The organism is Georgenia sp. H159, from assembly GCF_035607575.1.
Taxonomy (GTDB): Bacteria; Actinomycetota; Actinomycetes; order Actinomycetales; family Actinomycetaceae; genus Oceanitalea.
Map to the genome: position 1 here is coordinate 127,442 of NZ_JAYDZY010000001.1, position 24,636 is coordinate 152,077.

At 72.4% G+C, this 24,636-nt stretch carries 25 protein-coding genes and 4 tRNA genes; 17 read left to right on the plus strand and 12 right to left on the minus strand.

Annotated features, from left to right (window positions below):
* The first annotated feature begins 19 nt into the window (after window positions 1-19).
* The 4 genes from VR894_RS00620 to purM are packed head-to-tail and all read left to right on the plus strand — an operon-like array spanning window position 20 to window position 4,486.
* A complete protein-coding gene (locus tag VR894_RS00620; RefSeq protein WP_324649362.1) occupies window positions 20-361 on the plus strand; it encodes a hypothetical protein in 342 nt (113 codons plus the stop codon).
* Window positions 362-375: 14 nt separating this feature from the next.
* A complete protein-coding gene (locus VR894_RS00625) occupies window positions 376-1,818 on the plus strand; it encodes an RNB domain-containing ribonuclease (protein WP_324649363.1) in 1,443 nt (480 codons plus the stop codon).
* 41 nt (window positions 1,819-1,859) lie between these two features.
* Window positions 1,860-3,383 carry an amidophosphoribosyltransferase gene (gene purF, locus VR894_RS00630; RefSeq protein WP_324649364.1) on the plus strand — a complete coding sequence of 508 codons (1,524 nt, stop codon included), beginning with the start codon at window positions 1,860-1,862 and terminating at the stop codon, window positions 3,381-3,383.
* Complete coding sequence (purM, locus tag VR894_RS00635) at window positions 3,380-4,486, plus strand: phosphoribosylformylglycinamidine cyclo-ligase (protein WP_324649365.1); 1,107 nt, start codon at window positions 3,380-3,382, stop codon at window positions 4,484-4,486. The genes purF and purM overlap by 4 nt, the downstream gene beginning before the upstream one ends.
* A 73-nt stretch (window positions 4,487-4,559) precedes the next feature.
* Here purM and VR894_RS00640 read toward each other — a convergent pair whose 3' ends face one another.
* Entirely contained in the window at window positions 4,560-4,745 is a 186-nt protein-coding gene (locus VR894_RS00640) for a DUF3073 domain-containing protein (protein WP_324649366.1), read from the minus strand.
* 285 nt (window positions 4,746-5,030) lie between these two features.
* Here VR894_RS00640 and VR894_RS00645 point away from each other — a divergent pair, with 285 nt between their 5' ends.
* Window positions 5,031-5,258, plus strand: coding sequence for a BldC family transcriptional regulator (locus VR894_RS00645; protein WP_324649367.1), 228 nt, complete (start codon window positions 5,031-5,033; stop codon window positions 5,256-5,258).
* 29 nt (window positions 5,259-5,287) lie between these two features.
* On the opposite strand, the gene VR894_RS00650 is transcribed toward VR894_RS00645, so the two are convergent.
* Entirely contained in the window at window positions 5,288-5,608 is a 321-nt protein-coding gene (locus VR894_RS00650) for a DUF3618 domain-containing protein (RefSeq protein WP_324649368.1), read from the minus strand.
* Window positions 5,605-6,036: a phage holin family protein gene (locus VR894_RS00655; RefSeq protein ID WP_324649369.1), complete on the minus strand. Its 432-nt coding sequence runs from the start codon at window positions 6,034-6,036 to the stop codon at window positions 5,605-5,607. Before VR894_RS00655 ends, VR894_RS00650 begins: the two co-directional genes overlap by 4 nt.
* Before the next feature lie 266 nt (window positions 6,037-6,302).
* Between VR894_RS00655 and VR894_RS00660 the strand changes: the two genes are divergently transcribed.
* A complete protein-coding gene (locus tag VR894_RS00660) occupies window positions 6,303-11,306 on the plus strand; it encodes an ExeM/NucH family extracellular endonuclease (RefSeq protein ID WP_324649370.1) in 5,004 nt (1,667 codons plus the stop codon).
* Between the two features lie 141 nt (window positions 11,307-11,447).
* On the opposite strand, the gene VR894_RS00665 is transcribed toward VR894_RS00660, so the two are convergent.
* From VR894_RS00665 to VR894_RS00675, 3 genes are all read right to left on the minus strand, one after another.
* Window positions 11,448-11,520: transfer RNA gene (locus VR894_RS00665), tRNA-Phe, on the minus strand.
* A gap of 46 nt (window positions 11,521-11,566) precedes the next feature.
* A tRNA-Asp gene (locus VR894_RS00670) sits at window positions 11,567-11,640 on the minus strand.
* 28 nt (window positions 11,641-11,668) lie between these two features.
* Window positions 11,669-11,741, minus strand: a tRNA-Glu gene (locus tag VR894_RS00675).
* A 170-nt stretch (window positions 11,742-11,911) separates the two neighbouring features.
* Between VR894_RS00675 and VR894_RS00680 the strand changes: the two genes are divergently transcribed.
* Both VR894_RS00680 and VR894_RS00685 read left to right on the plus strand, forming a co-directional pair.
* Window positions 11,912-12,271 carry a metallopeptidase family protein gene (locus VR894_RS00680; protein WP_324649371.1) on the plus strand — a complete coding sequence of 120 codons (360 nt, stop codon included), beginning with the start codon at window positions 11,912-11,914 and terminating at the stop codon, window positions 12,269-12,271.
* 1 nt (window position 12,272) lies between these two features.
* Window positions 12,273-13,181 carry a cation diffusion facilitator family transporter gene (locus VR894_RS00685; RefSeq protein WP_324649372.1) on the plus strand — a complete coding sequence of 303 codons (909 nt, stop codon included), beginning with the start codon at window positions 12,273-12,275 and terminating at the stop codon, window positions 13,179-13,181.
* Window positions 13,182-13,201: 20 nt separating this feature from the next.
* Here the strand turns inward: VR894_RS00685 and surE are convergent, their stop codons facing one another.
* Window positions 13,202-14,077 carry a 5'/3'-nucleotidase SurE gene (surE, locus tag VR894_RS00690; protein ID WP_324649373.1) on the minus strand — a complete coding sequence of 292 codons (876 nt, stop codon included), beginning with the start codon at window positions 14,075-14,077 and terminating at the stop codon, window positions 13,202-13,204.
* Window positions 14,078-14,079: 2 nt separating this feature from the next.
* Window positions 14,080-15,102, minus strand: coding sequence for a 1-phosphofructokinase family hexose kinase (locus VR894_RS00695; protein ID WP_324649374.1), 1,023 nt, complete (start codon window positions 15,100-15,102; stop codon window positions 14,080-14,082).
* A 57-nt stretch (window positions 15,103-15,159) separates the two neighbouring features.
* Between VR894_RS00695 and VR894_RS00700 the strand changes: the two genes are divergently transcribed.
* The 4 genes from VR894_RS00700 to VR894_RS00715 all read left to right on the plus strand — a co-directional run bounded on the left by VR894_RS00700 (window position 15,160) and on the right by VR894_RS00715 (window position 17,287).
* Window positions 15,160-15,693, plus strand: a complete 534-nt coding sequence (locus VR894_RS00700; protein ID WP_324649375.1) for a GNAT family N-acetyltransferase — start codon at window positions 15,160-15,162, stop codon at window positions 15,691-15,693.
* A 32-nt stretch (window positions 15,694-15,725) separates the two neighbouring features.
* A complete protein-coding gene (gene msrB, locus VR894_RS00705; RefSeq protein WP_324649376.1) occupies window positions 15,726-16,148 on the plus strand; it encodes a peptide-methionine (R)-S-oxide reductase MsrB in 423 nt (140 codons plus the stop codon).
* Window positions 16,149-16,157: 9 nt separating this feature from the next.
* Window positions 16,158-16,922 (plus strand): endonuclease/exonuclease/phosphatase family protein, encoded by a 765-nt coding sequence (locus VR894_RS00710; protein ID WP_324649377.1) that lies wholly within the window; start codon window positions 16,158-16,160, stop codon window positions 16,920-16,922.
* A gap of 95 nt (window positions 16,923-17,017) precedes the next feature.
* Window positions 17,018-17,287: a GlsB/YeaQ/YmgE family stress response membrane protein gene (locus VR894_RS00715; RefSeq protein ID WP_324649378.1), complete on the plus strand. Its 270-nt coding sequence runs from the start codon at window positions 17,018-17,020 to the stop codon at window positions 17,285-17,287.
* Between the two features lie 58 nt (window positions 17,288-17,345).
* On the opposite strand, the gene VR894_RS00720 is transcribed toward VR894_RS00715, so the two are convergent.
* On the minus strand, window positions 17,346-19,268 hold the full coding sequence (locus VR894_RS00720) for a DUF2207 domain-containing protein (protein WP_324649379.1): 1,923 nt from the start codon (window positions 19,266-19,268) through the stop codon (window positions 17,346-17,348).
* Window positions 19,269-19,458: 190 nt separating this feature from the next.
* Between VR894_RS00720 and VR894_RS00725 the strand changes: the two genes are divergently transcribed.
* Window positions 19,459-20,970, plus strand: a complete 1,512-nt coding sequence (locus VR894_RS00725) for a DEAD/DEAH box helicase (RefSeq protein WP_324649380.1) — start codon at window positions 19,459-19,461, stop codon at window positions 20,968-20,970.
* A gap of 38 nt (window positions 20,971-21,008) precedes the next feature.
* Here the strand turns inward: VR894_RS00725 and VR894_RS00730 are convergent, their stop codons facing one another.
* Together VR894_RS00730 and VR894_RS00735 are read right to left on the minus strand one after the other, a co-directional pair.
* Entirely contained in the window at window positions 21,009-21,158 is a 150-nt protein-coding gene (locus VR894_RS00730) for a hypothetical protein (RefSeq protein WP_324649381.1), read from the minus strand.
* Window positions 21,159-21,257: 99 nt separating this feature from the next.
* A tRNA-Lys gene (locus VR894_RS00735) sits at window positions 21,258-21,330 on the minus strand.
* A 207-nt stretch (window positions 21,331-21,537) separates the two neighbouring features.
* Here VR894_RS00735 and VR894_RS00740 point away from each other — a divergent pair.
* Both VR894_RS00740 and VR894_RS00745 read left to right on the plus strand, forming a co-directional pair.
* Window positions 21,538-21,816: a Fe-S cluster assembly protein HesB gene (locus VR894_RS00740; RefSeq protein WP_324649382.1), complete on the plus strand. Its 279-nt coding sequence runs from the start codon at window positions 21,538-21,540 to the stop codon at window positions 21,814-21,816.
* A gap of 110 nt (window positions 21,817-21,926) precedes the next feature.
* The gene (locus VR894_RS00745; protein WP_324649383.1) at window positions 21,927-22,583 is read left to right on the plus strand and encodes a hypothetical protein; all 657 of its coding nucleotides are present in this window, start codon (window positions 21,927-21,929) and stop codon (window positions 22,581-22,583) included.
* A gap of 2 nt (window positions 22,584-22,585) precedes the next feature.
* Here VR894_RS00745 and VR894_RS00750 read toward each other — a convergent pair whose 3' ends face one another.
* Window positions 22,586-22,969, minus strand: coding sequence for a spore germination protein GerW family protein (locus VR894_RS00750; protein WP_324649384.1), 384 nt, complete (start codon window positions 22,967-22,969; stop codon window positions 22,586-22,588).
* 158 nt (window positions 22,970-23,127) lie between these two features.
* Between VR894_RS00750 and VR894_RS00755 the strand changes: the two genes are divergently transcribed.
* Both VR894_RS00755 and mshD read left to right on the plus strand, forming a co-directional pair.
* Window positions 23,128-23,751: a hypothetical protein gene (locus VR894_RS00755; RefSeq protein ID WP_324649385.1), complete on the plus strand. Its 624-nt coding sequence runs from the start codon at window positions 23,128-23,130 to the stop codon at window positions 23,749-23,751.
* Window positions 23,751-24,632: a mycothiol synthase gene (gene mshD / locus VR894_RS00760; RefSeq protein WP_324649386.1), complete on the plus strand. Its 882-nt coding sequence runs from the start codon at window positions 23,751-23,753 to the stop codon at window positions 24,630-24,632. The genes VR894_RS00755 and mshD overlap by 1 nt, the downstream gene beginning before the upstream one ends.
* Window positions 24,633-24,636 lie beyond the last annotated feature (4 nt).

The following is a 24,636-nucleotide window of genomic DNA, read 5'->3' on the forward strand; positions in this document are numbered from 1 at the left end:
CCGGCGGTAGGTTGGCCGGGTGAGCTCGTCCACCCCCGAACCTGCCTCCGCGCCGTCGCCCGACCGGGCGGCCGCGGAGGCAGCACCCGTGCCCGACGACGGCGCCCAGGTCTTCGTCGTCGACGTCGCGGACCCGAGCCGGCTCAGGCGCGCACCCCGGTACGGCCGGTTCGGGTTCGTCGGGTTCCTGCTCGGCGCGGTCCTCTCGCTCGCGCTCCTGCCCCTCGGGGACTCAGGAGCCTCGCCGGGGTCGCTCTTCCTCCTGCTGCTCCTGGGGCTCGGCACGGCCGGTGTCTTCGGTGGCCTCCTCTGGGCGTTGGTCGCCGACCGGCGCTCCCTGCGCCGGCGCGGCCGGGAGTGACGGGGAGGTCCGGCATGCCCTCCCGGCAGGTTCACCTCCCGGTCCCTCCGGCGCGCGTCGCCCAGGCGCTGGAGCGGCTGCGCACCGAGCTCGACATCCCGGTCGAGCACCCCCCGGCGGCGCTCGCGGAGGCCGAGCGGGCGGCGGGGTCCCAGCACTCTCCCGACGTCCCGGACGCGCGGGACCTGCCGCTCGTCACGATCGACCCGCCCGGGGCCCGCGACCTCGACCAGGCCGTGCACATCGAGGAGGACGGCGACGGGTTCGTCCTCCACTACGCGATCGCCGACGTCGCCGCCTTCGTCGCCCCCGGCTCCGCCCTCGACGAGTCCGTGCGGGACAGGGGCGTCACCGTGTACGGCCCGACCGGCTCGACCCCGCTCCACCCGGAGGTCCTCAGCGCCGGGGCGGCGAGTCTCCTCCCCGGCCAGGACCGTCCCTCCTACCTCTGGCGCATCGCCCTGGACTCCGCGGGGGCGGTGCGCGACGCCGTCGTCCGGCGCGCGCTCGTCCGCAGCCGCGCACAGCTGACCTACGAGCAGGTCCAGCGCGTCGTCGACGGCGCGAGGGACCCCGACGTCCCGGAGCTGCTGCCCCGGCTGCTGCGACGCGTCGGCGAGCTGCGGCTCGCGCAGGAGCAGGAGCGCGGTGGTGTCTCCCTGGAGATCCCGGAGCAGGAGGTGGTCCCGCTCAACGGCGGGTACGCGCTGAGCTTCCGTGCCACCCTGCCCGTCGAGGAGTGGAACGCGCAGGTCTCCCTGGTCACGGGCATCAGTGCGGCGGCCATCATGCGGGACGCCGGCATCGGCATCCTCCGGACCCTGCCACCTGCCGACCCCCGCGACCTCGCCCGGCTGCGTCGCACCGCCCGGGCGCTGGGCATCGACTGGCCGGCCGAGCAGTCCTACCAGGAGCTGGTCCCCACCCTCGACTCCGCCGTCCCGGGCCACGCCGCGTTCCTCGCCAACGCGACCACCCTCTTCCGCGGAGCGGACTACGCCGTCCTCGGTGAGGCCGGCGACGGCGAGGACTCCCAGCACTCCGCGATCGCCGCGCACTACGCCCACGTCACCGCGCCGCTGCGGCGCCTGGTCGACCGCTACGGGCTCGAGGCGTGCCGCGCGACCTGTGCCGGTGAGCCGGTCCCGCAGTGGGTGCAGGACGCGCTGCCCGCGCTGCCCAGGACCATGGCCCGCACCACCCAGCGCGCCGGCCGGTACGAGCGCGGGGCCGTCAACGCGGTCGAGGCGCTCGTCCTGGAGGGGCGCGTCGGCGAGGAGTTCCCCGCCGTCGTCGTCGACGTGGACGACGACGCCGGACGCGGTACCGCCGTCATCGCCGAGCCGGCGGTCGAGGCCACCGTCCACGCGGCCCGGCTCCCGCTGGGCGAGGAGATCCGGGTGCGCCTGGAGGAGGTCGACGTCGCCGGTCGGTCGGTGCGCTTCTCAGCAGTGTGACCGGGAGGGGCGCACCGCCTCGGATGTGGGACCATAACGGCGTGCGACGCGGAGACGGACGGCTGAGTCACGACCTGCTCCCGGGGGAGAGGGCACCCCAGGACGAGTGCGGGGTGTTCGGTGTCTGGGCGCCGGGCGAGGAGGTCGCCCGGCTCACCTACTTCGGCATCTACGCCCTCCAGCACCGCGGCCAGGAGTCCGCCGGGATCGCGACGAGCAACGGGGAGCAGCTTCTCGTCTACAAGGACATGGGGCTGGTGTCCCAGGTCTTCGACGACCGGACGCTGTCCGCGCTCCAGGGGCACATCGCCGTTGGTCACGTCCGGTACGCCACCACCGGGGCCAGCGCCTGGGAGAACGCCCAGCCGACGCTGGGACCGACGGGCACGGGCACCGTGGCCCTGGGCCACAACGGCAACCTCACCAACACGCGCCGGCTCATGGAGCTGGTGCGGGAGCGGTCCGGCGCCGACCTCACCGGTGAGCTGGGCCGGGGCAGCTCGACCGACACCGCCGTGATCACCGCCCTGCTCGCCGGGTCGGGACAGGAGCCGGCGGGGTCGCTGGAAGCGACGGCGATGAGCGTGCTGCCGATGCTCCAGGGCGCCTTCTCCCTCGTCTTCATGGACGAGCACTCCCTCTACGCGGCCCGTGACCCGCACGGGTTCCGTCCCCTCGTCCTCGGGCGCCTGCAGCGCGGCTGGGCGATCGCCTCCGAGACGGCTGCCCTCGACATCGTCGGCGCCACCTTCGTCCGGGAGGTGGAGCCGGGCGAGCTCGTCGTCGTCGACGAGAACGGGCTGCGGTCGCAGCGCTTCGCCCAGGCCGAGCCGCGGGGCTGCGTCTTCGAGTACGTCTACCTCGCCCGTCCCGACACCCAGATCGCCGGCCGGTCCGTCAACGCGTCCCGCAGCGAGATGGGCCGGGTGCTGGCCCGCGAGCACCCGGTGGACGCCGACCTCGTCATCCCCACGCCCGACTCCGGCACACCCGCCGCGATCGGGTACGCGCAGGAGTCGGGACTTCCCTTCGCCCAGGGGCTGGTGAAGAACGCCTACGTCGGGCGCACCTTCATCCAGCCGACGGACACCATCCGGCAGCTCGGCATCAAGCTCAAGCTCAACCCGCTCCGTGAGGTCATCGCCGGCAAGCGGCTCGTCGTCGTCGACGACTCGATCGTCCGCGGCAACACCCAGCGCGCGCTGGTCCGGATGCTGCGCGAGGCGGGCGCCGCCGAGATCCACGTCCGCATCTCCTCACCGCCCGTCAAGTGGCCGTGCTTCTACGGCATCGACTTCGCCACCCGCGCCGAGCTCATCGCCAACGGGATGACCATCGAGGAGATCCGCGCGTCGCTGGGCGCCGACAGCCTCGGGTACATCTCCACCGAGGGCATGATCGAGGCCACCGCCGTCCCGCGCGAGCGCCTGTGCACCGCCTGCTTCACCGGTGAGTACCCCGTGCCGGTGGAGGACGCGCCCGCCGAGGTGGAGCACGCCCGCGGCGGCTACCAGATCCTCCCTCCCCGGTCCCCGGGGTCCCTGACCATCGCTGGAGCGCAGTGAGCACCGAGAACCGCACCCCCATCAGCTACTCCGCGGCCGGCGTCGACACCGAGGCGGGCGACCGTGCTGTCGAGCTGATGAAGGGTGCCCTGCGCGCCACCCACGGGCCCGAGGTCGTGGGCGGGGCCGGCGGGTTCGCCGGGCTGTACGACGCGTCCGCACTGCGGGAGTACCGCCGGCCGCTGCTGGCGACCTCCACCGACGGTGTCGGCACGAAGGTCGCCATCGCCCAGGCGATGGACATCCACGACACCATCGGTCACGACCTCGTCGGCATGGTCGTCGACGACATCGTCGTCGTCGGGGCGCGGCCGCTCGTGATGACGGACTACATCGCCTGCGGGCGCGTCGTGCCCGAACGGATCGCCGACATCGTGCGCGGGATCGCCGAGGCCTGCGCGCTGACGGGCACGGCACTGGTCGGCGGGGAGACCGCCGAGCACCCCGGCCTCCTCGGCGTCGACGACTACGACGTCGCCGGGGCCGCCACCGGCGTCGTCGAGGCCGACCGCGTGCTGGGCCCGGACCGGGTGGAGGAGGGTGACGTGCTCGTCGCCCTCGCGTCCTCCGGCCTGCACGCCAACGGGTACTCGCTGGTCCGGCGGGTGCTGGACCTCAGTGGGTGGACGCTCGAGCGGGACGTGCCCGAGCTCGGCCGCACCCTGGGGGAGGAGCTGCTCGAGCCCACCCGTCTCTACACCCGGCTGTGCCTCGAGCTCGCGGAGGACGACGGCCTGCACGCGCTGTCCCACGTCACCGGGGGAGGGTTGGCAGCGAACCTCGCCAGAGTGCTGCCGGCCGGTCTGGTCGGTGACGTCGAGCGGGGCTCCTGGCAGGTGCCGCCCGTGTTCGACCTCGTCCGGCGCCTCGGTCCGGTGGAGTGGGCGGACCTCGAGCAGACCCTCAACCTCGGCGTCGGCATGGTCGCCGTGCTCGCGCCGGCAGCGGCGGCCCGGGCGGTCGAGCGCGCGCGGGCAGCCGGGATCGCGGCGTGGGAGCTCGGGACGGTCGCCCGGCTGACGGACCTCCACGACGACGTCGTCACAGGCACCAAGGGTATGAAGGGAGGCGCCGTGCGCATGCACGGCGCCTACCGTCACTGAACCTCAGCTCGGGCACGCGACGCAGAACCGGTGCTGACCAGCACGGTCGCGGTCGTCGTCGCGTGGTCGACGCTCAGCCGGAGCGGGTGCCCCAGTCGTCGTCGTCCTCTGCGGAGGGGATGTCGTAGTCGTATGTGTCCCGGTTACGGTCCTGAGACGCGAGCTCTCGTTCCAGGGCTCGGTAGTCGGTCTCCGGGCTGTAGTACTTCAGCCGGCGAGCGACTTTCGTCTGCTTGGCCTTCTGACGGCCGCGCCCCATGGCGTCGACCCCCTCCAACGTAGAAGAGGGGCAGGCACTGACGTGGTCAGTGCGGCCCCGATGCTGTGGTCATGGTTCGTGGGACCAACGGTACATGGTCCAAGGGCGGTTGAGCCATCTCGGGACGGTGCGCCCGCTCACTCCGCGTGCCGTCCGTGGATCAGGGGCACGGCTCGGGGTATGGGACCATCGTCCGCATTTTGCCCGTTTCGCACGAGTTACCGTGACGAACAAGCGCGCCGGGGCCCGGGGCGGGAGCACGTGGTAACGGAACTGAGGTGCACCATGGACGACAACCACCATGAGGAGACGCTGCTCACCCCTGGCGAGGTGGCGGCACGGTTCCGCGTGGACCCGAAGACGGTCACCCGATGGGCGAACGCCGGCAAGCTGAGCGCCGTGCGGACCCTCGGCGGCCACCGCCGGTACCGGCGCAGCGAGGTCGACGAGCTGCTCGCCGCCAACGGGATCGTGGCCACCGACGTGCTCGAGCGTCACGTCCCCGCGGGCTGAGCCGCTGCACCGGCCCGCCCGGGCCCCCGTCAGCCGGAGCGGCGCGAGGCGATCGCGGTGATGACCGCGAGCGCGGCGACCCCGGCGCCGACGATCCCGATCGCCTTGGGGTCCCCCGCCTTGACGTCCTCGAGGAGGGACTGCGCCTTCGTCTCGGCGGCCTTCGCGGCGTGCCGTGCGGACTCACCGGTGCGTGCCGCGGCCGCCTTGAGGTTGGAGGTGGCGTCCTTGATCTGCTCCCGCGGGTCGAGCATGGTGCTGAGCTCGTCGACCGAGCTGGCGAGCTCCTGCCGCGTGCGGGCGAGGTCCGCCTCGATCTGCTCGGGCGTGCGCTTGTCCTGGCCGCTCATGAGCTGAGCCCCTTCTTCACTGCGTCGATGTCGGCCTTGAGGTTGGCCTTCGTGTCCTCGGCGGACGGTGCCTCACCGGACTGGAGCAGCTTCTTCCCGACGAGCGCGACGATCGCCGCGATGACGAGCAGGACGACGGCGACGATGAGGGCCGACAGCCACGCCGGCAGCGCCTCCGCGAGCCCGAGCACGGCCGTGGTCAGCAGGAGGGCGAAGGCGAAGAAGCCGAGCAGGGCCGCAACGGCGAACATCGCCGCACCCGCGCCGACCTTCTTGGCCTTCTCGGTCGCCTTGACCTGGATCAGCTCGATCTCACCGCGCAGGATGCGCGAGAACTGGTCGGAGATCCGGGCCACCAGCTCCCCGACAGTGGGGCGGCCCGGTGGCTCGTTCCCGGTCCCGACGTTCTGCGGTGCCGCAGTGCTCACGCGTCTCCCTCTTCTCCGCGCCGAGGCGCCGTCGTCGTGCACGTGCACTCCCCATGATTGCCGCCATCAGCGTGCCGTGCACATCGTTGGCTGTGCTGGGACGGGCACATGACCCGATTCTGACAGGCGGGTGAACGTTCGATGTCTCGATTGGTGAGACGTTGACGGGGTCATGGCCTGTGTCACATCATGGGAGGGCTTGCCCTCCGTGCGCCCGACGTCGCGCGCACTCTCACCCCCCGGCGCTCGCCGGAGAAGGAGCAGAAGTGAGTCGAGTCCCCCGCAGGTCCACCACTCGCAGCCGAGGGGGTGTGGCCGCGGTCGGAGTTGCCTCCCTCATCCTCACCCCGCTCGTGGCCGTCGCGCCCGCCTCGGCGGTCACCAGTGACGGACCGGTGTTCATCAGCGAGATCCACTACGACAACGCCGGCACCGACGTCGGCGAGGCCGTCGAGGTCGAGGCGCCCGAGGGCACCGACCTCACCGGCTGGCAGATCGTGCTCTACAACGGCAACAACGGTGCCACGTACGGCACCACCGCCACGCTCAGCGGTCCTGTCGACGACAGCGGTGTCGTCGTCCAGGAGTATCCCGAGAACGGGATCCAGAACGGCGCGCCCGACGGCATCGCCCTGGTCGGCCCCGACGGCGCGGTGGTCGAGTTTCTCTCCTACGAGGGCGTCATGACCGCCGCCGGGGGACCGGCCGACGGCGCGCAGAGCACCGACATCGGGGTGGCTCAGCTCGGGCAGGACCCGGAGGGCATGACGCTCCAGCGCATCGCCGGCGAGTGGGTCGGCCCGATCGCGAGCACCCTCGGGACCAGGAACCCGGCCGAGGTGCCGGACCCCGACCCGATCGAGCCCGTCGAGCCCGTGGCGATCGCCGAGATCCAGGGCACCGGCGACGCGACTCCGCTCGCGGGCCAGGTCGTGACGACGCGTGGCGTGGTCACCGCTGCCTATCCGACCGGTGGCTTCAACGGCGTCTACATCCAGACGCCGGGCACAGGCGGCGACCTCGACGCCCACGACGCCTCCCACGGGATCTTCGTCTACGGCGGCGGCGAGAACATCACCTCCGACCTGGCCATCGGCCAGCTCGTCGAGGTCACCGGCACCGCCGGGGAGTACAACGGCCTCACCCAGATCACCGCCCAGCTCGTGGAGGTCGTCGACGAGGCGGCCGACGCCGTCGTCCCGGCGGAGATCGCCTGGCCGGAGACGGACGCCGAGCGCGAGCTCTACGAGGGCATGCTCGTCGCCCCGCAGGGCGAGTTCACGGTCACCGACACCTACCCGACCAACCGCTACGGGTCGGTCGGGCTCGCCGCCGGCAGCGAGCCGCTGCGTCAGCCGACCGACGTCGCCCGGCCGCTGAGCGACGAGGCGCTGGCCGTCGCGGCGGACAACGAGGCACGCGCCGTCACCCTGGACGACGGGTCGAGCTGGGACTACACCAACTTCGACCGCGACAACCACGAGACCCCGGTCCCGTACCTCAGCCTGGAGGACCCGGTCCGGGTGGGTGCCCCCGTCACCTTCACCGACCCGGTGATCGTCGACTACCGCTTCCAGTGGAACTTCCAGCCCACCACCCAGGTCACGGGGGACAACGGCGAGGCGCCGGCGACCTTCGGCAACACCCGCACGGCGGCCCCGGCCGACGTCGGCGGTGACGTCACGCTGGCGACGTTCAACGTGCTGAACTTCTTCACCAGCCTCGGCATCGACGAGGCCGGGTGTGAGTACTACCCCGACCGCGTGGGCAACCCGACGACGACCGACTTCTGCGAGGTGCGCGGTGCCTACGACGCCGAGAACCTCGCACGTCAGACGGCCAAGATCGTCGCGGCGATCATCGCGCTGGACGCCGACGTCGTCGCGCTGGAGGAGATCGAGAACTCCATCCGCTTCTCCGACGACCGGGACGCCGCCCTCGCGGCGCTCGTCGCGGCGCTGAACGCCGAGGCCGGCGACGGCGCCTGGGCGTACGTCGAGTCACCGGCCGACCTGCCGGCCGACGAGGACGTCATCCGCAACGCGTTCATCTACCAGACCGACGCCGTCGCGCCGGTCGGAGAGTCCCAGATCCTCATCGGGGACGAGGCGTTCTCCAACGCGCGCGAGCCGCTCGCGCAGGAGTTCGCGATGGTCGACGAGGCCGGCGCCGTCATCGAGGGGGCCGACACCTTCGTGGCGATCACCAACCACTTCAAGTCGAAGGGGTCGGGCAGCGGCGAGGGCAACGAGGACATCGGTGACGGCCAGGGCGCCTCGAACGCGGACCGCGTCGCGCAGGCGACCGCGCTCGTCGAGTTCGCCGCCGAGGTCTCGGCGGAGGCCGGGACCGACCTGGTCTTCCTCGCCGGTGACTTCAACTCCTACACGTTCGAGGACCCGATGATGGTCTTCGACGAGGCCGACTACGTGAACATCGCGCAGCTGCTCACCGACGAGTCGACCTACTCCTTCAGCGGTCTGGTCGGCTCCCTCGACCACGTCCTCGGCAGCCCGGCGGCAGCGCAGGCGGTCACGGGCGCCGACATCTGGAACATCAACGCCTACGAGGCGATCGGGCTCGAGTACAGCCGGTACAACTACAACGTCACCGACCTGTACGACGAGAGCCCGTACCGGTCCAGCGACCACGACCCCATCATCGTCGGGATCGACCTCAACGACCCGACGAAGGTGGACATCAACCTGCTGGCCATCAACGACTTCCACGGCCGGCTGTTCGACTACGACACCGACGACGAAGGGAACGTCACCGGCAACGACACCCTCAGCTTCGCGGGCACCATCGAGGAGCTGCGCGCCGCGGAGGGCGAGGAGAACACCCTGTTCCTCTCCTCCGGTGACAACATCGGCGCCTCGCTGTTCACGTCCTCCCTCCAGGAGGACAAGCCGACCATCGACATCCTCAACGCGCTCGACCTGGCGACCTCCGCGGTCGGCAACCACGAGTTCGACGGCGGTTTCGCGAACCTCACGGGCCAGGTGGACGACTGGGCCGACTTCGAGTACCTCGGCGCGAACGTCTACGGCGCGGACGGCGAGCCGGCCCTGCCGGAGTACGCGACCTTCGACGTCGACGGCGTGACCGTCGCGATCGTCGGTGCCGTCACCCAGGAGACCCCGACGCTGGTCCGCCCCGGCGGCATCGAGGGGCTGACCTTCGGTGACCCCGTGGAGGCGGTCAACCGGGTCGCGGGAGAGCTCACCGACGGCGACACCGGCAACGGCGAGGCCGACGTCATCGTCGCCGCGTACCACGAGGGTGCCGGCTTCGACGAGAACTCCTCGACGCTCGAGCAGGAGGTCGAGACGAGCGAGGTCTTCGCGCACATCGTCAACGACACCAGCGCGGAGGTCGACGCGATCTTCAACGGTCACACCCACAAGGTCTACGCGTGGGACGGCCCGGTGCCGGGCGCGGACGGGGAGTTCCGTCCGGTGATCCAGGGCGAGAGCTACGGGGAGTACGTCTCCCAGGTGGTGCTCACCGTCGACCGTGCCTCGCGCGACGTCGTCGAGTACTCGGCGCGCAACGTCGGCATCACGGACACGCCGATGGACGAGCTCCTCGCGGCCTTCCCGCGGGTCGCGGAGGTCAAGACCCTCCTCGACGCCGCGCTGGCCGAGGCCGAGGAGATCGGCAGCGAGGTCATCGGTTCCGCGACGGAGGACATCACCACAGCCCACCGCGTCGGCGAGGACGGCAGCCTCGTCCGGGACGACCGCGGCAGCGAGTCGACGCTGGGCAACCTCGTCGCGGACGCGCTCGTCGCCGAGCTGAGCGCCGAGAACTTCGGCGGCGCGGAGATCGGCGTGGTCAACCCCGGTGGCCTGCGGGCCGAGCTGCTCGAGGGGGACATCACCTTCGCCGAGGCGAACGCGGTGCTCCCGTTCCTCAACGACCTGTGGACCCTCACCCTCACCGGTGAGCAGTTCACGGAGCTGCTCGAGCAGCAGTGGCAGCCGGACACCGCGTCCCGCGACTACCTGCACCTCGGTCTGTCGGAGAACGTGACCTACACGATGGACCCCGACGCGCCGCGTGGCGAGCACATCACCTCGGTGATGATCGACGGGCAGCCGCTGGACCCGGACGCCGAGTACCGCATCGGGACGTTCTCCTTCCTCGCCGAGGGTGGTGACAACTTCACCGTCTTCGAGGGGGCGACCGACATCCAGCAGACCGGTCTGCTCGACCGGGACGCCTGGATGAACTACATCGAGGAGAACTCCCCGCTGAGCCCGAGCTTCGCACGACGGGCCACGGTCGTCACGCCGCTGCCGGGCGAGCTCGTCGCCGGGCAGCAGGTCTCCTTCGAGGTCAGCAGGCTCGACCTCACCTCGCTGGGCAGCCCCGCGAACACCGAGCTGTCCGTCTACCTCGTCGGTGAGGACGGTGAACGCGGCGACGTCGTGCACACCGCCTCCGTCACCGACGGAGCCGCGACCGTGACCTTCACGGTGCCGGCCGGCCTCGCCGGCCAGTACACCCTGGAGATGGTGGCCGCACCCAGCGGCACCACCATCCAGGTGCCGGTCACCGTCGGAGGCGACCTGATGCCGCTGCGGTACGGGTTCTTCCTCACCAACAGCTGGACCGGTGGGGTGGCCGACCACGTGTTCCACTACGGGCGGTACAACGACGAGGTGCTCATCGGTGACTGGGACGGCGACGGCAAGGACACCATCACCGTGCGCCGGGGGAACCGGTTCTTCGTCAACAACGCTCCCAAGGGCGGACCGGCCGACTCGGTGTTCGACTACGGCCGCGTCGGGGACGTCGTCCTCGTCGGTGACTGGGACGGCGACGGCGTGGACACCCTGGCCGTGCGCCGGGGCAACGAGTACTTCGTGAAGAACTCACTCACCGGGGGACAGGCGGACCTCGTCGTCGGCTACGGCCGGGCGAGCGACACGGTCCTGGTCGGCGACTGGGACGGTGACGGCGACGACACCTTCGCCGTGCGCCGCGGATCGCGGTACTTCGTGAAGAACACCATCGCCTCGGGGGAGGCCGACCGCGAGTTCGCCTACGGGCGGGCGGACGACGTGACCCTCGCCGGCGACTGGGACGGCGACGGCGAGGACACCTTCGCGGTGCGCCGCGGGAAGGTGTACTACGTGAAGAACTCCCTGCACGGGGGCGACGCCGACATCGTGGTGGCCTACGGCCGCGACGACGACGAGGTCTACGTCGGCGACTGGGACGGCGACGGCAAGGACACCCTCGGGGTGCGCCGCACCCCGTAACCACCGCATGACCGCGTGACCACCGGAGCCCTGCACCACACCAGGTGCAGGGCTCCGGTGCCTCACGACCCGCCGCGAGCGCGGTGGAGCACCCCGGCTCCGGACGCACAAAAGCCCCCGGCGGACCGAGGGCTTTCGTTGTGGCTCCGACCGGCGTCGATCCGGTGACCTTTCGATTTTCAGTCGAACGCTCTACCAACTGAGCTACAGAGCCTTGTTGAGCGAAGGCCCGGCCAGTGACTGACCGGGCCTTCCGCCCGCGACCCCGACGGGACTCGAACCCGCGACCTCCGCCGTGACAGGGCGGCGCGCTAACCAACTGCGCTACGGGGCCTCAATGTGAGACCTAGCTATTCTGTTCGCACCCCCAACGGGATTCGAACCCGTGCTACCGCCGTGAAAGGGCGGGGTCCTAGGCCGCTAGACGATGGGGGCCCATCAGGACGCCCGTGACGCCGAGGCGCCCCAAGACCTCCATCAGCATAGGGGCACAAGTGCCGCGGGAGCAAAACTCGCGGCTGTGGCGTGCAGCACGCCTGCGGGGCCCCTGCCGGACGGGCGGGCGGCGCGGCACCGGTCATCGCCCATGGGCGATGATGAGGACCATGGTCGAGATGTCGCGCGCCGAGTTCGAGGAGGCCGTCAGTGACGGGCTCGACCTCGTGCCGCCCGAGCTGACGGCGCAGATGGACAACGTCGTCGTGCTCGTGGAGGACGAGCCGCCGGAGGACTCCGGTGACCCGGACCTCCTCGGCCTCTATGAGGGCACCCCGCTGACCGAGCGGGACTCGTGGTGGGCGGCGGGCTCGCTGCCCGACCGGATCACCATCTTCCGCGGGCCGACGCTGCGCTTCTGCGAGAGCCGCGAGGAGGTCATCGAGGAGGTCGCGGTCACCGTCGTGCACGAGATCGCCCACCACTTCGGCATCGACGACGAGCGGCTCCACGAGCTGGGGTGGGGCTGACGTGGCACACGACCACCACCACACCGCGGCCGCCGTCCACCGTCCCCGGCTGCTCGCCGCCTTCGTCGTCACGGCCACCGTCATGGTCGCCGAGGCGGTCGGCGGGTGGCTGTCCGGCTCGCTGGCGCTGCTGGCCGACGCCGGCCACATGCTCTCCGACACCGCCGGGCTGGGCCTCGCGCTCACCGCCACCTGGATCGCCTCGCGCCCCGCCCGCGGCAGGTGGACCTTCGGCTGGCAGCGCGCGGAGATCCTCGCGGCACTCGTCAACGGCGTCATCCTGCTGGTGGTCGGCGTCGTCGTCATCGTCGAGGGCGTCGGGCGGCTCGGGACCGAGCCGGAGATCCGGACCGACCTGATGATCGGTGTCGGCGCGGTGGGTCTCGTGGCCAACCTCGTCTCGCTGTGGCTCCTCGTCGGTGGGCGTGAGGAGAGCCTCAACGTGCGCGGCGCCTACCTCGAGGTGCTCGGCGACCTCATCGGCTCGGTCGCGGTGCTCCTCGCCGCCGTGGTCATCGCGCTCACCGGATGGACGCCGATCGACGCGCTCGCCTCCATCGGCATCGGGCTGTTCATCATCCCGCGCGCCGCCCTGCTGCTGCGCGACGTCGCCCGCGTCCTGCTCGAGGGGGCTCCGCGCGACATGTCGCTCGCCACGCTGCGTGAGCACATGTGCGGTGTCGAGGGGGTCGTCACCGTCCACGACCTGCACGCGTGGACGATCACCTCCGGCGTCCCGGTCGTCTCCGCCCACGTCGTCGTCGAGGACGAGGTGCTCGTCCCGGACCGGTTCTGCGTGGTGCTCGACGCACTGCAGCACTGCCTCGAGGGCCATTTCGACGTCGAGCACTCCACGCTCCAGCTGGAGCCGCGCGGGCACAAGGTGACCGAGGTGCGGCTGCACGACTGACGGCTGGGACGGCCGTGTCGTCACTCCGGGCTGTCGTCCCCGCCCTGCTCCTCGTCGGTGATCTCGCCGCTGGGCCTGTCGTCGCCCGAGCTCATCACCGTGCCGGAGCCGACGTCGACGTCGACCGGGGCGTCGCCGCTCCCCTCGAAGGACGGCAGCTCGGTCTCACCGGGGTCGTCGTAGGGCGCGCTGAGCAGCGTCGCCGTGGCCCAGCCACGGGTGAGGAGGTCGTGGTCGGAACCGGGCTCGTCCCGTGCGGTGACCCCGGAGTACGTGAGCATGACGTAGTCCTTGCCCTTCTCCCGGACCCGCGCCTGCACCGCACCGAAGCTCGCCAGGTGGGCCGGGCGCAGGCCGCGCAGCTGGTCGACCGGGATGTCGGGGACGTTGACGTTGAGGACGCGCTCGTCCACCGGCTGCTCCTGGAGCCACGCGAAGGCGTGCGTGGTCACGAGCCGTGCCGTCGCCCAGTGCTGCGGGTCGGCGGACGCGATGGAGACCGCCAACGAGCTGATGCCCTGCGTGGCGGCCGAGAGCGCCGCTCCCACGGTGCCCGAGTGCAGCGTCGCGCGACCGGTGTTCGCGCCGAGGTTGACGCCCGACAGGACGAGGTCGGGCCGTGGCCCGAAGGCGCCGTAGGCAGCCACGAAGGCGATGAGTGCCGGCGCTGCCTTGACGCCGTAGGAGACGACGCCGTCGGGCAGGCCGGGCGGCCGCTTGTCCACGAGCGCGAGGCGTCCGTCGACCTCCTGCGCGGTCAGTGACGCGCTCGCGCCGGAGTACTGGCGGTGCGGGGCGGCGACGACGACCTCGCACCCGGCCTCGAGCGCGACCTCCGCGAGCACCACCAGGCCCGCCGACTCGATGCCGTCGTCGTTCGTGATGAGCACACGCATGGTCAGCCCTCCGTCCCTGGCCCGGCGTCCGTGTCGGCGGCGGCCTCCCCGTCGTCGTCGTCCTCCACGTCCACCACGTCCTCGATGCCGATCCGTCCGGCGAAACGCTCGATCTGCTCCCGACGCCCCGTACCCAGCCCGCGACGAGTGACGTTGAGGGCGCCGGCGGCCGCACCCAGCCGCGCCGCCTCGGCGAGACCGGCTCCGCGTCCCAGCGCCACCGCGACCCCCGCGGTCATCGAGTCGCCCGCGCCCCGGTGGTCGAGCGGTGTGACGACCGGGCCGACGAGGAGCCGGGAGGACTCGGCGGTGACGAGGAGGGTCGGCTCGCCCGCCCGTGAGATGAGCATGGCCTCCACCCCCTGCTCCACGAGCCGACGACCGGCGGCCTGGAGCTCCCCGACGGACTCCCCGGTGGTCAGCCCGGCGGCGCGGAGCTCCTCGTGACTCATCTTCAGCACGGTCGGGCCCTCGGACGCGGCACGCTTGGCCGCCTCGCCGGACAGGTCGGCGACGATCGGCTTGTCGACGCTGCGGACGTCACGCACGAGCCGGGAGAAGAAGGTCGGGGGCAGCACCCGCTCCGGCTCGGCGCCGGCGAGCACGAGGACGTCGGACTCCAGCGCCTCGACGAGCACGGTCCCGTAGAGGTCGTCGAGCTCGTGGCGGGTCAGCTGCGGGGGCACCATGTGCGCCAGGGTCTCCCGGTCGCCGCCGCGCCGGTCGTGGACGTAGGCGCCGTTGCCGGCGTTGTAGGGCACGGCGCGGACGGTGAGGTTCTCCTCGGCGAGCATCTGCGCGAGCACGGCACCCACCTCGCCGCCGAACGGCCCGCAGACGGTCACCTCGGCGCCCAGCGAGATCGCCATCCGGGCGATCCACAGACCCTGCCCGCCGGGGTGGAGGTGGAGGTCGGCGCCCTGGGGGTACTCGTCGTCGTCGCCCGGCTCGATCTCGACCATGAGAAGCGGCGTGGGCGTGAGGACGCACAGTTTGGGTCGGTGGACCGCAGCCTGCTGCTCCATGACGTGAGCCTAGGACCGCACAGGACAGGGCGCAGTGGGACGGTGCACACTAAGGCGATGGAGCCAACGGCAGGGCAGGCACGGCAGCAGCCCGCAGGCGGGCCGCCGGTGCGGATCCTCGAGGGTCAGGCGGGCAGCAAGGCCGCCGCCCGGGCCATGCGTGCGTACCTCGCCGAGCTCGAGGACCGGATCGACATGGACCCCAGCCTCGCGGAGGCGGTCGACCCGGCCGAGGTCACCCCGCCGCGCGGTGACTTCATGCTCGTCAGCGAGGTCGCGTCGGGGGACGTCGTGGGCTTCGGCGCGGTGCTCGTGCTCGAGCCGGGCGTCGTGGAGATCAAACGGATGTGGCTGAGGCCCGACGTCCGCGGGCGCGGGCTGGGCCGGTTCCTGCTCAAGCACCTCGAGAACCGGGCCCGCGCGCTCGGTGGCCGCCGGGTGCTGCTCGGCGTCAACGATTCGCTCGTCGAGGCTTGCGGTCTCTATCGCGCCAGCGGCTACGAACCCGTCGAGCGGTTCGCGCCGAGCCCACATGTCACGCACTTCTTCGGCAAGCAGCTCGTTCGCGGCGAGCCGAGCGACGAAACGTGACTTCCCGGGCAGGACAGGCGCAAGATGGGGTCATGAGCACCGACAACCAGCGCGTGGCGTTCACCAAGGTGGCGCTGAGCGAGGAGGAGTGGCGTGAGCGCCTCTCCCCGAAGGAGTACCACGTCCTGCGCGAGGCGGGCACCGAGCGGCCGGGCACCGGCGAGCTCCTCCACGAGACCCGCGAGGGCACCTACCGGTGCCGTGCGTGTGGCGCCGAGCTGTTCCGCTCGACGACGAAGTTCGACGCCCACTGCGGGTGGCCGAGCTTCTACTCCCCGCAGAGCTCGGACGCGGTCACCCTCCTCGAGGACCGCACCCTGGGCATGGTCCGGACCGAGGTGCGCTGCGCCCGGTGCGACTCCCACCTGGGCCACGTCTTCGACGACGCGCCGCAGACCCCCACCGGCGACCGCTACTGCATGAACTCCGTGGCCCTCACCTTCGACGAGGGATAGCACCCGTCCGTGCTGGTGGTGACGTCGAACATCCAGCACGGGCACCCGCTCGTCGGGGACGCCCGGACCGCCGAGCGCCTCGCGGCGGCGTTCCGGGACGTCCCCGGTGACCTCCTCGCCCTGCAGGAGGTCGACAAGGGCCAGGCCCGCAGCGGGCGGGTGGACCAGACCGCGGTGATCGCCGAGGCCCTCGGCTTCCGTTGGCACCGGTTCGCGGCCGCGTTCGCCGGCTCGGTGCGAGGACCGCGCCGGCGCCCGGCCGACTCCCGCGTCCCCGACGACCCGGGCTACGGCGTCGCACTCCTCAGCCGGTGGCCGGTGCGGTCCTGGCACGTGCGGCCCTTGCGTGCCGCGCCGCCGGGGCTCGCCCCCACCGACGGCCGCCTCGGCTTCCGGGTGCGTGTCGACCAGCCACGGGTGCTGCTCGCCGCCGTCGTCGGGGCCCCCTTCGGCCCGGTGACCGTCGGCTGCACCCACCTGTCCGTCGTCCCTGCGGTCGCGCGGCGCCAGCTCGCCGAGTCCGTGTGGGCGCTGCGCACCCTGCCGGGGCCGCACCTGCTCGTCGGGGACCTCAACCTCGGGGCCGACGAGGCTGCCCGGGCGACGGGCATGCGCGGGCTCGCGGAGGCGAGGACCTTCCCGGCGCACCGGCCGCGCCACCAGATCGACCACGTGCTCGCCGGCCCCGGCCTGCGGGCCGACGGCGAGGCGAGCGTCATGCGCCTTCCGGTCTCCGACCACCTGGCGCTCACCGTCGGCGTCGCCCCCGGCTGACCGGTTCGGCGTGCGGCCCTCCTGGGTGCGTGCCACGATTCCGGACGACCGCGGCGCCGTCCCTCTGGCGGCGCCCAGTGAACGGAAGGAACGCCATGGAGCTCATTGGCCTCATCATCTTCGGAGCCGTCATCGGAGCACTGGCTCGCCTCTTCATGAAGGGCGACCAGAACCTCGGCATCCTGTGGACGATCATCCTCGGTGTGCTTGGTGCGCTCGCGGGCCACTTCCTGGCCGGAGCGCTCGGGGTGGAGGACACCCCCGGCATCGACTGGATCCGGTGGGCGATCTCCATCGTCGCCGCGATCCTCTTCATCAGCATCTACCTGGGGATCACGAACAAGAACACCACCCGGCGCCGCTGACGCCACGCCGGCCGGTTCCCCCTCCAGGGAGCCGGCCGGCGTCGTTGTTCCCGGAGCCTCAGCGCCCGCCCCCGCCGCCCCCTCCTCCGCCGCCACCGGAGAAGCCGCCACCCCCGCCGGATGAGCCGGAGCCGCCGGAGGAGCCCGGCGTGGAGGACAGCGCTGTGCTCGCCGTGGAGGAGAAGCTCGACAGGGAGCTGCCGAGGTCGCGGAAGCCGGTCGCGTCGAAACCGTTCGTGCCCACGTACCAGGTGGGCCGCGCCACGGGCGCGCCCCGCGCCTCGAGGTCGGCGACGATGCCGGCCCAACGCTCGGCGACGTCGTAGACGATCGCGTAGGGCAGGTACCGGGAGAAGATGTCCTCCCCCTCCTCGAACCGCAGCTGGTGCGCCTCCGCCGTCGACAGGTAGAGCTCGAAGCCGCGGGACTGCTCGTGCAGGGCACGGCCCGTCGCCGTGCGCTGCAGGCTGGCCCTCCGGGTGACGGCGGCGGCGATGAGGAGAGCGGAGACGGGGAGCCCGACGGCGAGCAGGAGGACGAACGACGTCGCGGACAGCAGCGTGACCGACAGCCCGCCGAAGACGTGCAGCGCGGCGAGTCCGAAGACGACTGTCTGGACGACGGCCACCCCCGACCGTCGGGCGCCACCGGGCTTGAGCGGCTTGGTGAAGAGCCTGCGGGCGTCGATCCCGTGGGCGAGCTGCTTGCGTGCGGTGCGCATCGTGCCGGCGAAGGTGTTGCGCAGCTGGGACATCTTCACCTGACGCCGGCCGGCGAAGATCGTGCGCAGCAGCGTCAGCTCGTAGTCACGCAGCTGCTCCGTCGGTGCCTGCGGCGACGTCGCCACCAGCAGCCAGTCGTTCGGCCTGCCGCGCCAGCCGGTCCCCGCCTCCTGGATCCGCAGGTGGCCGCGCACCGCGAGGTCGATGAGCGTCGCCGAGACGTGCGTCGTCGACGCGTGCTTGTCGTCGACCGCCCCGACCTCGCCCGGCCGCAGGTTGTCCGGCGGCGTGAACCGGACGGCGACGGCCGGCTCCTCGCTCAGCTGCTCGACGCGCGGAGTGCTGCCGGGTGCCGGCAGCACACCCGGCGGCAGGTCGGCGTAGTGGAGGTCGCGGCCCCGGCGCACGCGCCGCACCCCGTAGGCCACCGGCCCGATGAGACCGAGGGGCGCCAGCCACGCGACGTTGTCCCGGACGGCGTCGGCGACCGGGGCGAGGGCGCTGTCCTCCCGCTGCCGCGGCGTCTGCGTCGACGGTTCGAGGATCGGCTCGATCGGGCCGAAGGTGCCGGGAGGGAAGGCGGCCATGACCGTCACGCCCTCGCCGGGGTCGAGGCGGCCGCTGGTGCCCACGAGCCGTGCGCCGTCGGCGGTGAGCGTCGCGCACTGGGCCGTGGCCCCCTGCCCGCCCTCGTAGCAGGCGTGGTCGACGACGTCGGTGGGGCCGGTGACGGTGACGCTCGCCTGCTCGACGGGCACGTCCCAGTCGTGCCCGGTGGCGTTCCAGTAGAGCTCGTCCTGGTCGGGGACGTCCGGGTCGTCGCGGACGGCGTTGAGGGCGCCGTCGACGACGTAGCTGAGGACGTAGGTCTGCCGGCCGCTGCGTCGGTCGTCCGAGCCGTCGGGTGCGCCGACGTCGACCCGCACCCGGGAGCCCTGGTCGTACACCCACACGCCGGCCGGTGCCCCGGTGGGGCTGGTGACGGCGAAGTCGTCGTACTCGTAGACGCGGACCATGCCCGGCTCGGGCGGGTAGTCGAACCGCGCGTCGAGCACGCGGGTGAGGCCGAGCCCCTCGCGGCTGCCGAAGTCCCAGTCGTACGTCTCGGTGACCTGCAGGCTACCGTCGGCCTGGACGTCGATCGCGATGTCCAGGCGACGGATGACGTCGTTGCCGGCCGCCGTCGCGGTCGCCGGGACGAGCAGGAGCGGCGCGAGAATCAGCGCGAGAGCGGCGAGGAGGTGTCGTCCACGGGTCACGCCCGGCACGGTATCGCGGCGGACGTGAGACGAGACGCACTGCGCCGGATCGCGCCCAGTGGTGCATACTCGAGGGCGTGGGCACCGCGCATCGCGAGCCCAGCGTCGTCGAGTTCGAGCGCAGCCACGGCTGCCGCCGGTTCCTGTACGGCGAACTCCGACCAATCTCTGAGCCTGAAAGGCCCACCCTTTGACTTCCTTTGCCTCGTTCGACCTGCCCGAGCCCGTCGTCCGTCACCTGACGGCCTCCGGGATCGCGGCACCCTTCCCCATCCAGGCGGCCACGCTCCCCGACACCCTGCAGGGACGCGACGTCCTGGGCCGGGGCCGCACCGGCTCGGGCAAGACCCTCGCCTTCTCCCTCCCGCTCGTCACCCGCCTGGCGGGCCAGCGACGCGTCCCGAACCGTCCGCGCGGCCTCATCCTCGTTCCGACCCGTGAGCTCGCGAACCAGGTGGACGCCGTCGTCTCCCCGCTCGCCACCGCGCTCGGCATGGTGACGACGACGATCTTCGGCGGCGTCAACCAGACCCGTCAGGTCAACGCGCTGCGGGCCGGTGTCGACATCGTCATCGCCTGCCCGGGCCGGCTCGAGGACCTCCTCGGCCAGGGCGTCCTCAGCCTCGACGACGTCCGGATCACCGTCCTCGACGAGGCGGACCACATGGCCGACCTCGGCTTCCTCCCGGGCGTCAAGCGCATCATGGACCGCACCCCCGCCAAGGGCCAGCGGCTGCTCTTCTCGGCCACGCTCGACAACGGCGTGGACGTCCTCGTCAAGCGCTACCTCAGCGACCCGCTGCACCACTCGGTGGACAGCGCGGAGTCGCCGGTCGCCGCGATGACCCACCACGTCCTGGCGCTCTCGGGCGCCGAGGACAAGAAGCGCGTCGTCCGGGAGCTCGCCGCGGGCAGCGCGAAGCGACTGCTGTTCACGCGCACCAAGCACCAGGCCAAGAAGTGGGCCAAGCAGCTCACGGCCTCCGGGATCCCCGCGGTGGACCTCCACGGCAACCTCACCCAGCCGGCCCGTGAGCGGAACCTCGCCGCGTTCTCCTCCGGCGCCGTCCGCGTCCTCGTGGCCACCGACATCGCGGCCCGCGGCATCCACGTCGACGACGTCGAGCTCGTCGTCCACGTCGACCCGCCCGCCGAGCACAAGGCCTACCTCCACCGGTCCGGCCGCACCGCGCGTGCAGGGGCGGGTGGCGACGTCGTCACGCTCATGCTGCCCGAGCAGACGGGCGACATGCGGACGCTGGCGCGGCAGGCGAAGATCTCCGCCAAGCCGGTCTCCGTGCGACCGGGTGACGCGCACATCCAGCGGCTCGTCGGAGAGCTCGCCCCCGTCATCACCCCCGCGGAGGCGCTCGCCGTCGTCCCGGGCCCGGCACCCCAGCAGCAGCGCGCGGCCGGTGGTGGCGGACGCCGTCGCGGCGGCAGCGGCCGCGGCCGTGGCACCGGTGCCCAGGGGGGCTCCGGTCGCTCGTCGGCCGCGTCCGGCGCGGCAGCCGGCGGCGCCCGCGGCGGCCGTGGCGCCCAGCCCTCCGGTGGTCGGTCCGGCGGCTCCGGCCGTGGCGCCGGCTCCCGCGCGGTCTACTCGTCCGCGACCGGTCAGCCCGCGGTGGACTCTCGCCAGGGTGGCGGCGGTGCACGCGGTCGCGGTGGCCGCCGCGCGACGTCCGGCGTACGCAGCGTCTGACCTCGGGGCCTCGTCGGGCCCCGGTCGGACCGGCGGTGCTACCGCCCGCGGTTCCTCCTGCGGTCCTGGGCCTTCGCCCACAGCTCCTTCGCCTTGCGCTGGTTCTCCGGCTTGGCGGCCTGGCGCTGGACGATCTGGATCGCCTTCATCGCGATGCCACCACGAATCGCCTTGCGTAGGAATCCCATGTCGTCCTCCTGAGGTGAGCGGCCCGACGGGGGCTCGTCGGCGTGCGCGGAACGACGGTACGAGTGGCGGGCGCCTCCCGCCAGCGGGGGCACCTGCGGTGGGCCCCGTGGGGCTCGAACCCACAACCCACGGATTAAAAGTCCGCTGCTCTACCCATTGAGCTAGAGGCCCGGGACGCACCGCAGTCACTCGGGTGCATCGCCAGAGGACAGGGTACGCGGACAACTCCGCCACGAGTGCCCACCACCGTGGCCGGGCCGCCGTGCCGACCCGTGGAACGCCTCATCTCTCTCTCCGGTTGCACCAGACCGGATCGTTGCGCACCGTAGTACGTGGGATGTCCTATGTCTCTCGGCGCTGACGTCACTTGGGGGAAGCATGCTCAGGCTCACCGACAATGCCAAGGCGGCCATCACCGGGATCACCTCCCAGTCCGGCCTGCCGCGGACCGGCGGGGTGCGCCTCGCGCTCACCCGTGACGCGGACGAGGTCGAGATGACGCTCTCGCCGCAGCCGGAGAACGGGGACCAGGTCATCGACGAGGACGGCGCACGCGTCTTCGTCGAGGATGCCGCCTCCCCGCTGCTCGCCGAGCACACGCTCGACGCCGAGACCGGGCCCGAGGGCCTCGGCTTCGCGCTGCGCAAGGCCAGCTGACCACTGCACCCGGGGGCGGAGGAGGGACCGTGCGCGTCGCGTTCCCGACCCTCTGCGCCGCCGGCTGACCTGCGCCAGAATCGGGGGAACGACTCCGGAGGGGGAGTGCAATGGACGGCCGCGAACGACCACGACGACCCGCCATCCTGGACAACAAGGACGCCGAGCTCATCTGGGGTGACTCGGACCCCGCGCTCTCCTCCGAGGCTGCCCACTCGACCGCGAACGCCGTCCTCTACGGCCCCAGCCACCTCGCCGAGGACGAGCGCCTGGCCGAACGGGTCGGGGCGATCATCGACGCCGAGGGGCTCGACGAGATCGCCGGGCTCTGGTCCCGCAGCCCGGCCACGACCCTCCCGGGCGCGCTGTGGCGCCTCTACCTCCTACGGGCGTGGCTCGAGCGTGACCCCGACACCATCACCATGCGCTTCCGCGCAGGCACCGCGGAGTCCGCGCCCTCGGCCGTGCGTGAACCGAACGTCGACGACGGGCAGCGTGACGCCGTCGTGGCCCCGCAGCCACCGGTGCTGGACGAGGTGCTCGCCCAGCTCTTCGCCGGGACCAGCGAGGTCGCGCTCGCGGACGTGCTGGAGCAGAGTGCGGCCTTCCTCCGGGTCCTCGCCGACGGCGCGGAGGCCGACCCTCGCTGGCACACCCACGACGACGCCGCCGCGCAGCCGGTCACCCGCCGTCCCGACGCCCTCGTCGCGACGGCTCACGAGCTGCAGCAGGCGGCCGCCCGGGCCAGGGCCGGCACGCTCGACTGAGGTCAGCGGCCCCGCCTGCGGATCGCCCGGGCGAGCGCGAGGACCGTGATCGCCCCGAGGACCTGCCCGCCGAGGATCACCCGATTGAGGTCCAGCGCCGGCTGCCAGCTCACCTTCCCGTCCCGCACGGTGTACACGCCGAGCGCCTTCACGCGTACCCCGAAGCCGCCCCCGCCGCCGTTGCCCTCACCGCTGCCGCGGGGCTCCTCGCCCGGAACCCCGAGCGCACCGGCGCCGTAGCCCATGCCGCTGCCCCCGATCACCTTCGCGACCGGGATGACCAGCGTGCCGCCCGACTCGTACGCCTCACCGAAGACCCGCCGCACCCGCAGCGCGTCGTCGGCCGCCTCCACCGGCAGGGTGGCGTCACCGGCTGTCGTGTCCATCTGTCTCCTCCGCGTCCCAGGACTCCAGAGAGCCAGCACACCACGCGGCCCTCGACGACGGAAGCCCCGCCCACGTTCCGCAGACCGCGGGCATCTCGTAGCATCGGGGGGGTTCGCACTGCGGGGGACCGCGTCCGGGCCAGTCGGAGGGAGGATCCATGGAGCGCAAGCCGCGCCGACCGGCGATGCTCGACGCCCAGACCGCCGAGCGCATCGTCGGCGACGTCGACCCGGCGCTGCGCTCGCAGGCCGCCCACACGACGGCAGCCGTCCTCGTCCAGCGCGGCCGCGCCGGTGCGGAGGACCCCGAGCTCCTCGCACGTCTGGTGTCGCTGGTGGACACCCAGGGGCTGGACACGATCGCCGAGCTGTGGGCGCAGAGCCCGTCCACCACGCTCCCTGGTGCCCTGTGGCGGCTCTACCTCATGCGCGAGTGGGTGCGCACCGACCCCTCTCGGATCGCCGACCGTTTCGCGCTGGGCCGGCAGCGCGCGGAGGTGGCCGGGGTGATCGCGGGTGTCGTCGAGCCTCCCGGCCCCGCCGACGTCGCGCGCCTCGCCGACGCCGTCCTGGCCGGTGTCTACGAGGGAGACCTCGACGTCGCCCTCGACCGTGCCGCCGCCTTCGTCCGTGTCGTCGCGACGGGCTCCGCCCTCGACGCCGACTGGATCGACGACGGCGACGTCGCGGACCGCCTCACCCGGCGTGCCGGTGCGCTGCTCCGTACCGCCGAGGACCTCGAGGGCGCCGCCGAGATGTGGCGCGCAGGGACGCTCGACTGATGGACCTGGGCACCGGACTCACCGGGCCGGCCGGCCCCGACGCGGTCCTGCGCCTCGTCGGCCTGGTCTCCGACGTCGACGGCGTGGCTCCCGTCAACGAGCAGACCGTGCTGGCCGTCCGCCACGGCGCCGGGGACTACCGGCACCACTGGCTGGCGGACGACGGACAGGTCCTCGGATACGCCGCCGTCGCCGGCGACGGCAGCGGCGAGCTGTGCGTCCACCCGGAGTGGCGGCGGCGCGGTCTCGGGCGACGGCTGCTCGCCACGGTCCTCGGGGAGGCGCCGGACCTCGCCCTGTGGGCGCACGGCGACCTGCCCGGCGCGCAGGCACTGGCGCGGTCCGCGGAGCTTCGCCGGACGCGTGAGCTGTGGAAGATGGCCCTCGAGCTCGAGCTCGAGGCGGGCACAGGGCCCGCGGTGCGGGGTGCGGGGGCCGGGCCGGCCGGCGTGGGTCTGCGGACCTTCGTCGTCGGGCAGGACGAGGAGGCCTGGGTCGCGCTCAACGCCGCGGCCTTCGCCGACCACCCCGAGCAGGGCCGGATGACCGTCACCGACGTGCAGCACCGCCAGGCCGAGGCCTGGTTCGACCCGGCGCTCCTGTGGCTGGCCCACGAGGCGGGGCGGCCGGAGCACCTGCTCGCCTCCATGTGGGTCAAGCCCGAGGGGGACGAGGCGGAGATCTACGCGCTGGGAGTGGCGCCCGACGCCCAGGGGCGTGGACTGGGCGGGTGGCTGACCGGGGTGGCCCTGGACGAGATGGTGCGGCGTGGGTACGCGCGAGCGACGCTGTACGTCGAGGGCGACAACACCCCGGCGATCCGCACCTACCGGAGGGCCGGGTTCGCCAGGGTCGCGCTCGACGTTCAGTACTCGCGCTGAGGTG